Below are 14,591 nucleotides of genomic sequence, written 5' to 3'. Positions count from 1 at the left end.
ATTTGAATCATTGATTCGTAGACAAAGACTCAAGAAATTACTTGGGTCTTTTTTCTTGTTTAAATGGCTATGTTATTACTGTGCCTATCATTTAACTAAAGACTTCAGTACAAACAAAACTGGAAAAATCAGCTGTAATACATCTCACAATACAACAACTAGTTCAAGATTTACCTGGTATTCTTTTTTTGTGTAAAGGCTGAAAAACATGTTAAAGCATTTGAAGTGTGTAAAAGAATTAGTTATAAAAAATCATTCGAAAAAATAAAAAAATTCGATAACATCTACAAAAATTATGAAGCTTGGAAATCAGCAAAAATTCGTTGGATTTAATAACAAACGATTAATAACAAATAAAAAAAATACAAACAAAATAATAATAAAACAAATGAAAGCGCTTGACAAGATTTTAGTTTAACGTTAAACTTGTTTTGTAAGTATAAGTTTAACGTTAAACCTACAAAATATAGGAGGGCTTACAAATGAAGAAGAAAGTCATCGCAGCGTTGTTCTCAGTTTTATTAATTGGTGGTTTGGCAGCATGCTCATCAGGCAAGGAAAGCCAAACATCATCAGGTACCAAAGACACAACAGAAGATAAAGGAATGGACGTAATCGGCGAAACAGTGAAATTTGATCCAAATAAGCTAGTGAATGATGGCGAATCGATTAAAATTGATTACTGGACTTGGAACGAGGGCGATCCAGCAATTGAGATGGCTAAAGAGTATGAAAAAATCTATCCGAATGTTGAAATCAAAGTCGTTAACCAGCCTTGGGAAGATTATTGGACAAAGCTGCCATTATCATTAAAAGGGAAAGATGGTCCGGCAATTTTTAATATTCATAATTCACAACATGATATTCTAATCCCTTATTTAGCACCTTATGATATTTCAGTAGATGATTTAAAGGCTGATTTTACATCAGTTGATCCTCATGTGATTGATGGAAAAGTATATTATACTGACAGCTTAATTAATACCGGAAACTTCTATTATAATAAAGCAATGTGGAAAGATGCTGGATTAACCGATGCGGATATTCCAAAAACCTGGGATCAGTTTAGAGAAGTCGCGAAGAAGCTGACTAAAACAGAAAATGGACAAATCACTCAGGCTGGTTTTAACTATAACTTTGAAAACTATAGTGCAATCTATGAAGGGTTGAATTACCAAAAAGGCACATTGTTGTTTAAAGACGATGGTAAGGTCGTAAACTACGATAATAAAACAACTGAAGAAAACATGCAGTTCCTAATTGATCTATATGAAAAAGATAAGGTTGGTTCAAAGGACTTTGGGAAAGAAGCAAAACAAAGCTTTGGTAATGGTCAAACAGCAATGGTTTATATGTGGGGCTGGTATTTAAATGAACTGAATACAAACTATCCAGATATTGATTTTGGTGTTTTTGCAACGCCGACGCCAACAGAAGATGTACCATTTGCTTATGACCGTTACAATGGAGAAAGTACGCCAGGAATTAACAAGAATCAGTCAGAAGAACAGCAAGCTGTAGCACAGGACTTCCTGAGATATTGTCTGGCTAATGATGAATATTCTAAAAAAGGTGCTTTGGCATTAGCGTCATTCCCGACAAAGAAATCATTAGCGGATGACTCTGAAATTTTAGAAAATCCTGTATTGAATGCGATTGCTCCTCGTGTAGACCGTCTAATCTGGCCTGGTGCATTTCCTGCAACAGTTGAAAAAACAGCAGATCAGACATTAGATGATGTTTTATACAATGGTAAAGATATGAAACAAGCGATTAAAGATGCACAGGAAAAAATGGAATCTGAAATGAAGGATACAGATTTTACATCATTAGAATCTAGTTACGAATTCTTTGACGAAGCAAAATAAGTATAGCTTAGAGGGGATGGGGATATTCATGTCCCTTCCCCACTTAATAAAAGAATGAAGGAGGGATAATGATGGAACAAAAATCAGTTAAACCTACGTTTTTCAGCTTGAAAAATATTACGGTTACTTTACTTGTGCTATATTTTACGGTTTTTCTAGTCTATCCGATTTATAAAGCTTTTGCCGGAAGTCTTCATGACTGGAATCCGCTGATTGATAAATATAATTTTGTTGGTCTGGATAATTTTAAAAATGTCTTAACGAATAAGCTGTTTTGGAGCTCAATGAGCAACACATTTATCTTTGCATTTTTCTCAGTGGTGTTCCGGGTGATTATCGGATTAGGTCTTGCAACGCTGCTGTATTCAAAATTGGCACGTTTCAAAACATTCTTTAGAGGGATGTTTTACATGCCGACAATCACACCATTAGTTGCGGTTTCCTTTGTTTGGATGTGGATGTTCAATCCTCAGTTTGGTTTAATTAATAAACTCTTTCAACTGGATATTAACTGGCTGATGAACTCTAAATGGGCGATGCCGGCAATTATTATCATGACAATATGGAAGGACTTTGGTTATGCTACGGTAATCTTTTTAGGCGGATTAATGGGGCTGCCGGAGGATGTATTTGAAGCAGCAGATATTGATGGAGCAAATAAGTGGCAGCGTTTCAGTCAGATTACCTGGCCATTACTTCGTCCAACAACACTGTTTGTAGTTATTACTTCACTAATCACTTATCTGCAGGCGTATATTCAGGTTTTGATTATGACCAAAGGCGGACCAGGAACCAGCACTTATGTTATTTCTTATTTAATTTATGACGAGGCCTTTGAAAAATACAATTTTGGGACAGCCTCAGCAATGGCAATCATCCTATTTGTCATCATTGGTATTTTAACCATTATTATGTTTAAAATCACTGGAGAAGGGAAGTTGGACAAATGAAAATAAAACGGATTCTGTTCAATCTGCTTCTGCTAGTCCTTGCATTGATAACAGTGGTTCCATTCATTTGGATGCTGCTTTCCTCATTTGCTACGAATCAGGAAATTGTGCGGGTAGACGGCGGTTTGTTTCCTACACCGAATACCTTTCAAAACTACATAGATGTTCAGGAAAAGTTTGATTTTATGCGGATGTTTTTCAATAGTCTGTTCATCTCTGTAACGATAACTGCAATCACAATTTACACCAGTGCTTTAGTAGGATTTGTTTTTGCTAAGTATCGCTTTAGAGGAAGAAATTTGCTCTTTGGTGTGGTACTCAGTACGATGATGCTGCCTTGGGCAGTAACAATTATTCCTAAATATGAGATGATGCTTGATTTTGGTTGGCTGGATTCCTATAAGTCGCTAATTATTCCAGCAATGATCAGTGGTTTTGGTATCTTCCTGTTCCGGCAGTCAATTTCTCAGATTTCTGATGAGATGCTGGAAGCGGCGAGAGTAGACGGTGCATCTGAATTCTTCATCTTTCATAAAATCATTCTACCCATGTCGCGCAACACGATTGCAAGTTTGGCAATTTTTCAGTTTTTATGGAGCTGGGAAGACTATCTATGGCCGTTCCTGATGATTAATGATGAGAAGAAACAGCTGATTTCTGTCGGATTGAGAATGTTCAACGGACAGTACGGAACAGACTACGGCGGATTATTTGCGGCAACTTCAATTTCAATCATCCCGGTTATCATTGTTTATATCATTTTCCAGAAGCAATTTATTGCTGGTGTGGCCAGCGGTTCAGGGAAGTAAAAAAAGAAAGATTGGATACTTCTTTACCTTATGGATATAATAGTTGTAAATAAACAAGAAGATGGTGAAGAAAATGCGGGTAACAATCAAACAAATTGCACAGGAGGCTGGCGTAAGTATTACAACGGTTTCCAATGTCATCAATAAAAAAGCCCATCGAGTTTCAAAAGATAAGATTGATCTGATTGAGGAAATCATAAAAAAATATAATTATGCACCAAATATGAATGCCAGAGCACTGGTACAATCCTCTTCAAAGCTGATTGGTCTGCTTTATTATTCAGACAAAGTAGATATTGATTTCTCCGACCCTTTTGTTACTGAGGTTCTGGAAGGAATTGAACGTCGGGCAAAGGAAGCCGGTATGTTTACTTTGATTCATAATGTTACTTCAGTGGAGGACGTAGAGGCTGTTCAGAGAAACTGGAAATTTGAGGGATTTATTGCTGTTGGTGTATCCGCAGAATTCTTCAGTGAGATTAACAAAATTATTCAAGCACCTGTTGTGTTTGTTGATACCCATCTCACAGATGAAGAGAGCTATCTGGCAGAGCACTCGAATAACCGGGTGTTCATCAATACAGATGATTTTGAAGCGGGGCTTATAGCAACCCGCTTCCTGATAGAAAATGGGCATAAAAGGTTTGCGTTTCTGACCTATCCTTTTGACGAAGATACAACAGGAGTTATCGAGCAACGCTATCAAGGCTTTAATAAAGCCTTGAGAAACAGTAATTTGAGTTTTGAGCGCAGACATCTTTATACGAGAGATGATTTTGATCAGATGGCTGCCCGGTTAACTGAATTTACCGCAGTAGTAGTTACTGCAGATTTTCTGGCAGTTTCCTTTATTCATTCATTAAAGGTGAAGGGATTATACGACAGAGAGAAAATAGCAGTTATTGGTTTCGATGATATTAAGTATGCAGAAATTAATGATCCCCCATTGACAACTATTCGTTTGGATCATGTCAAAAAAGGAGAAATGGCATTAATTAAGCTGCTTGAAATTATTGAGGAGCCAGATAAAGAGAATCAATCGCTTTATTTTCTTTCTGGAGAATTGATTGTCCGGCAATCTGTAACGAAAGTGACTGAGTAAGAAATTCAGTAAACAAAGGAATGTCTTTTTGGGACATTTCTGCAGCCTGTTTCAAAAAACGTACTTTAAATAAAACGGGTGGTGTGTAGGCACATGGCAAAAATTGCAGATGAATACTTTAAACTTAATCCTTGGAAGATTATCGAAAATGGCTTTAATCCTGAATATGAGCAGGTGTCAGAGTCTATTTTCTCTCTAGGAAATGAATATATGGGCGTTCGCGGCTATTTTGAAGAAGGATCGTCGGGGGAAACTCTATTAGGCAGCTATTTTAATGGAATTTATGAGTTCAGCCGAAAAGAGGCGCTTTCTCATTACAAAGGAATTGTTACTAAACCTCATTTCATGCTAAATACGGTTGACTGGTTATATACAAGAATTATGATTGACGGTGAGCGGTTGGATATGAATGCGATTACTTTTGAAGATTTTTCTAGGGTACTCGATTTAAAAACCGGTTGTTTAACACGATCTTTTGTTTGGATAACGAAAACTGGAAAACGTTTAAAGGTTCAATTTGAACGCTTTCTACATATGGAAAATTCAAGCAGCGGCTATCAAAAAATTTCGTTTGAACCTTTGAATTTTAACGGAAATCTTCAGCTGATTAGTGGAGTTGATTTCAATACAAAACATGGTCAGGAGCCAGTCCCCTTCTGGAAAGAAACACGAAAAGGACAGCTTAATGCGCAGGAAGATTTAGCAATTATCGGCCAAACGATTTCTACTGGTCAGCAAATATTTTCCGGATTTCATCTGAATAGTAATCAGAAAGCAGAAAAGAAACTGATAGAATCAGACAAGCTAATCGGATATGAGCTTCAGCTGATTTTAGAAGAAGGACAAGAAGTCATTGTAGAAAAGCTTGTTTCTAATCTTATTAAGAAACAGCCTGCTGATACAGATGAATTGTGGCAGGAAGGAACAGACGCAGTCGAAGCACTTTCTCTTCAAGGCTATACGAAAGGACAAGAAGCTCAGCAAAACTATTGGCAAAATATCTGGGATAACTTTGATATTCGAATTGACGGGGATGAAAAGAACCAGCAGGGAATCCGGTTTTGCATCTTCCAGCTGCAGCAGACTTATCATGGACAAAATGCTTCAAACAACATTGGGGCTAAAGGTTTAACAGGAGAAGCATACAGCGGTCATGCATTTTGGGACACAGAAACCTGCTGTTTACCTTACTATCTATTTAACAATCCAAAGGCGGCTAAAAACCTGCTTGAATTCCGCTATTCAACTTTGGAGGCTGCAAAGCGCAGAGCCAAAGAATTGGATTGTCAAGGTGCCTGTTATCCAATTGCTACGCTGAATGGGGATGAGGCGTGTGACCTTTGGCAGCATGCCAGTACACAGTTTCAGCCAAGTACAGGAGTAGCATATGGTATCTGGCATTACAGTCACCTAACAGGAGATAAAGAATTTCTATACAGTCATGGAGCAGAGATGCTGGTAGAAATTTCCCGCTTTTTGGAAGCACGGGGAGATTGGAGTCAGCTGACAAATAAATTCGGTTTTTACGGTGTAATGGGACCGGATGAGTTTCAGGTGATGGTCAACCATAACGCATATACCAACTATATGGCAAAAATGACATTTGAGTATACAGTGAAGATACTGAAACAAATGCTTAAAGAAGCGCCAGAGCAATTTGCGGCAGTACAGGAAAAAACTGGCGTAACAAAGGATGAGTGGGAAAACTGGGCGCATTGTGCAGAAGAAGCGCTGTTCTTTGAAAGAGAAGATGGTGTTATCGAACAACACGATGGATTTTTTGATTTGCCTCATATTGATATTCAAAAGATTCCTGTGACGGATTTTCCATTGTATTCTCACTGGTCCTATGATCGTATCTATCGCAATGATATGATCAAACAGCCGGATGTTTTGATGTTCCAATTCTTATACAATCAACAGTTTTCTAAAGAATCTAAGCGGGTAAACTACGAGTACTATGAACCTAGAACGATTCATGAATCTTCATTGTCACCGTCTATTCATTCTGTATTAGCGGCTGAATTAGGCAAATTTGATGAAGCCTTTGATTTCTTCAGCTTTGCGACTCGGATGGATTTGGACAATTACAACCGCAATACGAATGAAGGGCTTCATACGACATCTATTGCCGCCGCCTGGATGAATATTGTCTATGGCTTTGGTGGACTTCGGAGTGACGGCAGCCAGCTGGTTTTGAACCCAATACTGCCGGTACAGTGGACAGGCTATTCCTTTAGAATCCAATATAACGGCAGCATCATTGAAGTTGCTGTTGCTGATAAACAGGCGACTCTTCGAACAGTTGCCGGCAAGCCAGTAACAATGACCGTCTATGGACAGGAAAGAACGATTGCTGAAGCAAGCAGTCAGTTGATGATTCCAGAACAATGGCAAGTTTAAAGAACTGTCAGTAGCTTTTCTCGACTGGTGAGACCTGCCTGAGGAGTAGCTGGACTTGAAAATAGGCGAATCACTATTAGGGAGATTGGGCAGGGATGAAGAATTTTCTCTCAATCTTCCTTTTTGTCGAAATTAAGAAAAATTGGAGGAGAAAACATGAGCTGGATTATTTCAGAGACTGGAAAACAGCTGGACAAAGCTGTAGATTTTGGAAATAAATTCCTTATCGGTAATGGCTATTTCGGCTATCGGGGGACGCTGGAGGAGTATACAAAGAAAGAGCTGGTTGCCTGTAATCTATCTGGAATTTACGATCAACGGGGAACCGCTTGGCGGGAACCCGTTAATGCGCCTAATGGATTGTTTACAAAGCTAACAGTAGATGGAGAAAACATCGATTTAACAACCAGCGATGTTGAAGAGCATCTTCAGCAATTAGACATGTACAAAGCCGTTCATCAGCGAAAAACAGTTTTTAAGGGAAGCAACGGGCTAGTGACAGTTGAAAGTGAGCGTTTCGCAAGCAGCAGCGACGTCCATCTCCTGGTCATGAGCTATTCTTTTTCTTTAGAGAAAACTGGGGAAGTTCGGCTTTTAACAGGAATTGATAAGCAGATTTGGGATATTAATGGTCCTCATTTAACGGATTTTACCGTTCATAAAGAGACAAGCGTCATTGGTTTATCTGCTGTAACCAGTGAATTAGGAGAGACCGTAGTCACAGCTGAAACAGCTGCTTTTGACGAAGATATACAGCCGCAGCTGATTGATTCAGAAGCCGGTGTTTTTCATAAATTTACATTTACCGCTGAAGCGGGGAAAACATATACTTTGACTAAAACAATTGCGGTTTACACATCAAAGGATACAGAGAATCCTGTCGAAACAGCACTTGAGAGCAGCCGGAAGGCGAACAATATCGGCTATGAAGTCTTGAAAGAACAGCATGAGGAACAGTGGAAAAACTATTGGTATGTATCAGATGTTGAAATTGAAGGGGATGAAGAAGCTCAGCTGGCATTACGTTACAGTATTTATCAGCTGCTAAGTATCGCCCCTAGAAAAGGACAACCAGTATCAATACCGGCTCGGGGGCTGTCAGGTCAGACGTATAAAGGAGCTGTTTTCTGGGATACAGAGATGTTTATGCTGCCTTTTTTCCTGCATACAGCACCTGATGTAGCAAAAAGCTTGATGGATTATCGAATTCGCACATTGGATGGGGCCAGAGCAAAAGCAGCTGAATATGGCTTTAAAGGTGCTTTCTATGCCTGGGAAAGCCAGGAAAATGGACAGGATGCTTGTTCAGACTACAATGTTACAGATGTGTTCACTAAACGACCAATGCGGACCTACTTCCGTGATAAGCAAATTCATATTAGCGGCGATGTTGCCTACGGTATTTGGCAAACCTATTTAATGACTGGTGATCAGGAGATTTTATTCGATGGAGGAGCTGAAGTCATTCTTGAATGTGCCCGTTTTTATTATTCCTATTCCTATTATCGTTCTGAGAAAGAACAGTTTGAGTTGATTGATGTAATTGGTCCGGATGAATACCATGAACGTGTTTATAATAATGTGTATACAAATAAAATAGCGTCTTACACACTGGATATTGCACTAAAAACACTGGAAATTATTAGTGAAAAACCGGATTTTTACCGAGCGCTTATTGAAAAGCTGAATTACGAGGAAGAAATTCTAAATCTAAAAAAAATGAAAGTCGCTTTATATATTCCGGAACCTGATGAAGAAACCGGTGTTATTGAGCAGTTTGACGACTACTTTAAGCTGGAGGATACAACTGTGGATGAGGTTCGCTCGCGGCTAATCGACCCGAAAGAATACTGGGGCGGTGCCTATGGTGTGGCTTCAGATACACAAATCATCAAGCAGGCAGATGTCGTGTTGATGCTGAACTTATTTAAAGAGGATTATTCAAAAGAAGTAAAAAAAGCCAACTGGACCTACTATGAACCACGAACAGAGCATGGTTCTTCTTTAAGTCACTGTATTTATGCCTTGCTTGCCTGTGATGTTGGCGATCCTGAGTGGGCATATCCGTACTTCATGAAGACTGCCTCCGTTGATTTAACGGGACAGACGAAACAATTTGCTGGAACCATTTATATTGGTGGAACCCATCCGGCAGCGAACGGTGGCGCTTGGATGGCTGCAGTTCTTGGCTTTGGCGGATTGAAGGTAGAAAACGGCAAGCTTTCAGCAAACCCCAAGCTACCAAAAAAATGGACAAAGCTAAGCTTTAAAGTTTGTAGAAATGACGGAATTTATCAAGTGGAAGCAGGAAAGGACGGAAGTAAAATATGGAAACGATGAAAGGTGCAATATTTGATCTGGATGGTGTAATTGTGGATACTGCAAAGTATCATTATCTGGCTTGGAAAAAGCTGGCAAATCAGCTAGGATTCGATTTTACTGAAGAGCAAAATGAACGATTGAAAGGTGTCAGCCGAGTGCGTTCACTGGAAATTCTTTTGGAGATTGGCGGTATTAATTTAACTGAGGAAGAGCAGGAAAAGTACAGAGAACTGAAAAATGAGTGGTATCTGGATTATATTAAAGATATGAAAACAAATGAGCTTTTAAAAGGGGCAAAGGAATACATCCTGCAGCTTAAAAAAGCCGGAATTAAGATTTCTTTAGGGTCTGCCAGTAAGAATGCAGTTTTAATTCTAAAGAATTTAGACATTTATGATCTTTTTGATGCAATTATTGATGGTAATCAAGTATCCAAGGCTAAGCCTGATCCAGAGGTTTTTTTAAAGGCAGCAGAAGCACTAGGATTAGATTCGTCAGTGTGTACTGTTTTTGAGGACGCCGAAGCAGGAGTTCAGGCTGGAAAAGCGGCAGGAATGTATGTAGTTGGAATCGGAACAAAAGAGAATCTTCCAGAGGCAGACAGGGTTGTTGCTGGACTTTACGAATTATTAGTTTAAAAATTTAAGTGACTGATAATTTTATAATGGAGTCAAGATAGAAGGTCTAAGTTGTATGGGAGCGGGCAACTCCTGCGGTTACTCATCGCAGTTTAAAATCTGACAAGCGCTCCTGCATTACTGTTTATTCGAATTTCATGTGAGTGAAACATAACTCTTTGAGTTATATCTCACTCACGTTTTTTTGTTTTAAAACTGAACAAAAGAAGAAGTAGAAGTGATTTTTTGAAATAAGCTGCATTTTTATTGAAAGTTTCGAAGCAGCAAGAAAAAGTATAGCCTAAAGAATAGGTGCTATTACGATTGCGTTCCTTATTCTCCATGATTAATACTTTCAGTCAACCGTTCTTGTATCGTTACGATTAAAATTTGCTATGAATGCAAATGATGATATCCCTGCGTTTAGTTTCCCCAAAAAGTGAAACTACTGCTATAAGAAAGTTCTCTTTATGCTAAAATGAGAAAAGAGAATAGTTGTCAGTCATTTGTAAAAGAAGAGACGGCTGTTGAAAAAAGGAGAGTGTCTATGCCTATTGAAGTCTAAGCAATTGGAATTGTAGATAATCAAATAAGCCAGCGTAAGGATAACTCATGGGGAACAGACCTATCCAAGGTTATTCTAAAATCAAATTATTTTGGTGGATTGAAAGACTTATCAGAATTTTCTCATGTTCTGATACTCTATTATCTGAATCAAGCACATTTTGATGAAAAAAATCATTTGCAAAGAAAGCCGCAGAACAGGGAAGATATGCCTTTAGTAGGAATTTTTTCCCAAAGAGGAAAGGATCGCCCAAACCAAATCGGGATTACAGCAGTAGAGGTAGTTTCTGTTTCGGAAACTACGTTAACAGTGAAAGGGCTGGATGCAATTGACGGCACGCCGGTTTTAGACATTAAACCATATTATCCCATGTATGATTGTAAAGATGAGGCAATTGTTCCGGAGTGGGTCAATCGACTAATGAAAAGCTATTTTTAAATGAAAAAAGAACTTGATTTTATTAATAGCAGGAAGTAAAAGAATAATTGAAAGAAACAGAGGAAGAACATGCAAAAAGAATACATTAAAATCCAACATATTCCAGCACTTTTATGGGGAAAGCAATCAGACCGATTATACATTGCGGTTCATGGCGATCAGTCTAACAAAGAAGACAAAGTTATTGCACTGCTGGCTGAAGAAGCAGTGAAGAAGGGGTTTCAGGTGCTCAGCTTCGATTTACCTGTTCATGGAGAAAGAATAGGTGCAGAACCTCAAAATGCTCAAATATATATTGAAGAGCTTGAACAAGTAATGGTCTATGCAAAAAAACAGGCAAAAGACATTTATTTGTTTGCCAATAGTATTGGCGCCTATTTTAGCTTACTAGCTTTTTCTGATGAAAAGCTAAAGCAGACCTTATTTCTATCCCCCATTTTAGATATGGGTCAGCTTATTGAAAAGATGATGCTTTGGGCGGGAGTTAATCCTGAACAGCTGCAAAAGCAGCAGGTTATAGCCACACCCTTCAAGACTCTCTATTGGGCGTACTATACTTATGTTAAGGCACACCCTATTGTAATGTGGGATATACCAACTGCTGTTTTATACGGTACCCTTGATAACTTAACAGATATGTCAGTGATAAAGGATTTTTCCAGCCGATTTACAGTTGGTTTAACGATTATGGAAGACAGTGAGCATTTTTTCCATACAGAGAAGCAGCTGGCTTTTTATCAAGCATGGCTGCAGCAAGTGATTAGTTAATTGAACGGCAGCAGCTGCGACCATGCCTGTCGGGGGAACAGTATTTATTGGCAATAATTATTTAGGTTTTTTTATAATTTTGCGAACATCTTTACATCTCATGAATTCCTAGTATAATGGAAAGCACTGGAAAACAGCGACCTTCAAATCGTGGATGTTTCAGAATCTATAAGAATGATGGTGAGAGAATGACAAACAGCAAGATACGTGTTGTCGTCGGAATGAGCGGCGGGGTTGACTCGTCGGTTACAGCATTGCTTTTAAAGGAGCAGGGCTATGATGTTGTAGGCATCTTTATGAAAAATTGGGATGACACCGATGAAAATGGTGTCTGTACAGCGACAGAGGACTATAAGGATGTTGCTAAGGTAGCCGATCAAATTGGTATTCCCTACTATTCGGTGAATTTTGAAAAGGAATATTGGGATCGTGTGTTTGAATATTTTTTAGCAGAATATCGACTTGGCAGAACACCGAATCCCGATGTCATGTGTAATAAAGAAATCAAATTTAAAGCCTTTTTAGACTATGCTATGCAGTTAGGTGCAGATTATGTGGCTACAGGACACTATGCACAAGTAGCACGTGATGAAGACGGAACCGTCCATATGCTGAGAGGTGTAGATAATAATAAGGATCAAACATATTTTCTAAGTCAGCTGTCACAAGAACAGTTAGCTAAAACTATGTTTCCGTTAGGCAGCATGGAAAAATCAGAAGTCCGTCGTATTGCAGAAGAAGCAGGTTTAGCAACTGCAAAGAAGAAGGATTCAACTGGTGTTTGCTTTATCGGAGAAAAGAATTTCAAGGAATTCTTAAGTAATTATTTACCAGCTAAGCGCGGCAATATGGTCACTGAAGATGGTGAAGTGAAAGGTCAGCATGACGGATTAATGTATTATACAATTGGTCAGCGGCAAGGACTTGGAATTGGAGGAGGCGGTCAATCGCAAGAACCTTGGTTTGTGATTGGCAAGGAGTTGGAAACAAATACTCTTTATGTTGGTCAAGGCTTCCATCATCCGACACTCTATGCTACACGTCTGGATGCCAGCCAAATTCATTTTACGACAAATGAAGAAAGAGTAAAGGAATTCCGCTGTACAGCAAAGTTCCGTTATCGTCAGCAGGATGTTCCCGTGACTGTTAAGCTTTTAGCTGATGATCGGGCCGAAGTCATTTTTGATGAACCAGTCCGTGCAGTAACACCAGGGCAAGCAGTCGTATTTTATGATGGCATGGAATGCCTTGGCGGCGGTCTGATTGATCAGGCATATAAAGACGCAGAAGTTCTTCAATATGTTTAAAAGTATGGGATGCCTTTGATTGATTTATCAGAGGCATCTTTCTAATAGCTAGACCAGCTTTTATGTTAAAATAAGATAACGGATGTTCTTTTTAAGCTCAATTGCTTGCATCTTTATCTGGAACTGACTACAATAGCATTTGTATGAATTGAAGAGGTGAAAAGAGTGTATCAAGTAATTTTAATGTATGGTGATAATGAACCATGGTGGTTTTTTGAAGAGTGGCGGGATGACATCATTGAAGAGAAGACGTTTGACTGTTTGGACGAAGCAGCTGCATATTACATAGAAAAGTGGCAGGAAATTTCCTCAAAATATACATATACAAATGCAAAGCCTAACTATCTTTCAGCCTTTTGGAATGATGGGGATGAGCGCTGGTGTGAAGAGTGCGATGATGATTTACAGCAGTATATGGGACTTGCCCTGCTGCAGGATGATCAGCCGGTAAATTTTGAAAGCGGCAAGGATCTCTATGAAGCTGGCGACCAATGCGGCAAAGCCAAGTGCTGCAAAAGAAGTGTTGCCAACTAACAGCAAAAAAAGTAGTTTAATTAGGTAAGATAGACGTATTTAGAAATAAGCTGCATATCTAAAATAGGAAAACTATTTTAGATATGCAGCTTATTTTTTTAATTGCTTTATTAAAAGCTACACGTGGAATAAATGACTAAATCCGGCAGATTATGCCATATTTTCTATAGCAGAATTGCTTTTAATCGTTACATACTCATTTCCCGTTTTCTATTGTACAAGCCCTGTTGTTTGCGTCTATTGGTTCAAGAATTTCAATCACGGGCGCCTCTTTTTCTTTAATTGTCTGAAGTGCTTGAATAATCTGTTCCAGAGGCTGAGCCCCGTTAATCAAATATTTTCCATTTACAATTAATGCCGGGACACCTGTCAGCTGGTAGGTATCAGCCAAATGAAAGTCAGCTTCAACCAAGGCCAGGGTTTCTGGTGAATCAAAGGCTTCCTGCCACTTTGTGAAGTCGATTGAAGATGATTTGATTAGGCGTTCAATGACAGCCAAATCTTCGATATTTTGGTTTTTGACAAATAGCTCCTCTTGAAGAGCAACAAAGATATCCCAGTAACCGGCTTCTCCTGCAACAACGCCAGCGGCTTTTGCAGCAAGCAAGCCATTCATTGAAGTTGGAAATAAAAAATCTGTTTTTTTCATTCCTTTAATATTAAACCGGTGAAGCTCATCATTTTGATTGGCATGTACCCAGTGAGAAAGAATTTCCGATTTGGCTTGTTCTCTACTGCCAAACATTTGTGCTAGATCCTGTGGTTCTTTTGCTAGTGGAAATGAACGGTGAACAATTTGGACTTCAGGCAACAGTTTTTGAATTTGTCTCATTCGGTAAGACACAGGAAAACAAAAGCTACAGATGACATCATGAAAAAATTCGATTGCTATCATAAGAACTCCTTTA

Annotated in this window: 12 protein-coding genes; 11 read left to right on the top strand and 1 reads right to left on the bottom strand. The window is 38.8% G+C overall.

What is annotated here, in order from left to right:
* The first annotated feature begins 482 nt into the window (after positions 1 to 482).
* From AC1Z3K_RS01845 to AC1Z3K_RS01795, 11 genes are all read left to right on the top strand, one after another.
* Positions 483 to 1,868 (top strand): extracellular solute-binding protein, encoded by a 1,386-nt coding sequence (locus AC1Z3K_RS01845; protein WP_461731646.1) that lies wholly within the window; start codon positions 483 to 485, stop codon positions 1,866 to 1,868.
* Between the two features lie 71 nt (positions 1,869 to 1,939).
* Positions 1,940 to 2,818 (top strand): carbohydrate ABC transporter permease, encoded by an 879-nt coding sequence (locus AC1Z3K_RS01840; RefSeq protein ID WP_461731645.1) that lies wholly within the window; start codon positions 1,940 to 1,942, stop codon positions 2,816 to 2,818.
* Entirely contained in the window at positions 2,815 to 3,627 is an 813-nt protein-coding gene (locus AC1Z3K_RS01835; RefSeq protein ID WP_461731644.1) for a carbohydrate ABC transporter permease, read from the top strand. Before AC1Z3K_RS01840 ends, AC1Z3K_RS01835 begins: the two co-directional genes overlap by 4 nt.
* Positions 3,628 to 3,700: 73 nt before the next feature.
* A complete protein-coding gene (locus tag AC1Z3K_RS01830) occupies positions 3,701 to 4,729 on the top strand; it encodes a LacI family DNA-binding transcriptional regulator (RefSeq protein ID WP_426082148.1) in 1,029 nt (342 codons plus the stop codon).
* Positions 4,730 to 4,822: 93 nt separating this feature from the next.
* Positions 4,823 to 7,132, top strand: coding sequence for a glycoside hydrolase family 65 protein (locus tag AC1Z3K_RS01825; protein WP_461731643.1), 2,310 nt, complete (start codon positions 4,823 to 4,825; stop codon positions 7,130 to 7,132).
* A gap of 156 nt (positions 7,133 to 7,288) precedes the next feature.
* Positions 7,289 to 9,472: a glycosyl hydrolase family 65 domain-containing protein gene (locus AC1Z3K_RS01820; protein ID WP_461731642.1), complete on the top strand. Its 2,184-nt coding sequence runs from the start codon at positions 7,289 to 7,291 to the stop codon at positions 9,470 to 9,472.
* Positions 9,460 to 10,092, top strand: a complete 633-nt coding sequence (gene pgmB / locus AC1Z3K_RS01815) for a beta-phosphoglucomutase (RefSeq protein ID WP_461731641.1) — start codon at positions 9,460 to 9,462, stop codon at positions 10,090 to 10,092. Before AC1Z3K_RS01820 ends, pgmB begins: the two co-directional genes overlap by 13 nt.
* A gap of 547 nt (positions 10,093 to 10,639) precedes the next feature.
* Entirely contained in the window at positions 10,640 to 11,074 is a 435-nt protein-coding gene (gene tsaA / locus AC1Z3K_RS01810; RefSeq protein WP_461731785.1) for a tRNA (N6-threonylcarbamoyladenosine(37)-N6)-methyltransferase TrmO, read from the top strand.
* Between the two features lie 69 nt (positions 11,075 to 11,143).
* On the top strand, positions 11,144 to 11,842 hold the full coding sequence (locus tag AC1Z3K_RS01805; RefSeq protein ID WP_461731640.1) for an alpha/beta hydrolase: 699 nt from the start codon (positions 11,144 to 11,146) through the stop codon (positions 11,840 to 11,842).
* A gap of 188 nt (positions 11,843 to 12,030) precedes the next feature.
* Positions 12,031 to 13,149, top strand: a complete 1,119-nt coding sequence (mnmA, locus tag AC1Z3K_RS01800) for a tRNA 2-thiouridine(34) synthase MnmA (protein ID WP_461731639.1) — start codon at positions 12,031 to 12,033, stop codon at positions 13,147 to 13,149.
* 165 nt (positions 13,150 to 13,314) lie between these two features.
* Complete coding sequence (locus AC1Z3K_RS01795; protein ID WP_426082141.1) at positions 13,315 to 13,683, top strand: DUF1033 family protein; 369 nt, start codon at positions 13,315 to 13,317, stop codon at positions 13,681 to 13,683.
* A 196-nt stretch (positions 13,684 to 13,879) separates the two neighbouring features.
* Here AC1Z3K_RS01795 and AC1Z3K_RS01790 read toward each other — a convergent pair whose 3' ends face one another.
* On the bottom strand, positions 13,880 to 14,578 hold the full coding sequence (locus AC1Z3K_RS01790) for a DsbA family oxidoreductase (RefSeq protein WP_461731638.1): 699 nt from the start codon (positions 14,576 to 14,578) through the stop codon (positions 13,880 to 13,882).
* Positions 14,579 to 14,591: the final 13 nt, after the last annotated feature.

Source organism: Enterococcus sp. LJL128 (assembly GCF_056924295.1).
Note: the sequence above shows the minus strand (reverse complement) of the source record. Positions and strands in the feature narration are given on the sequence as shown.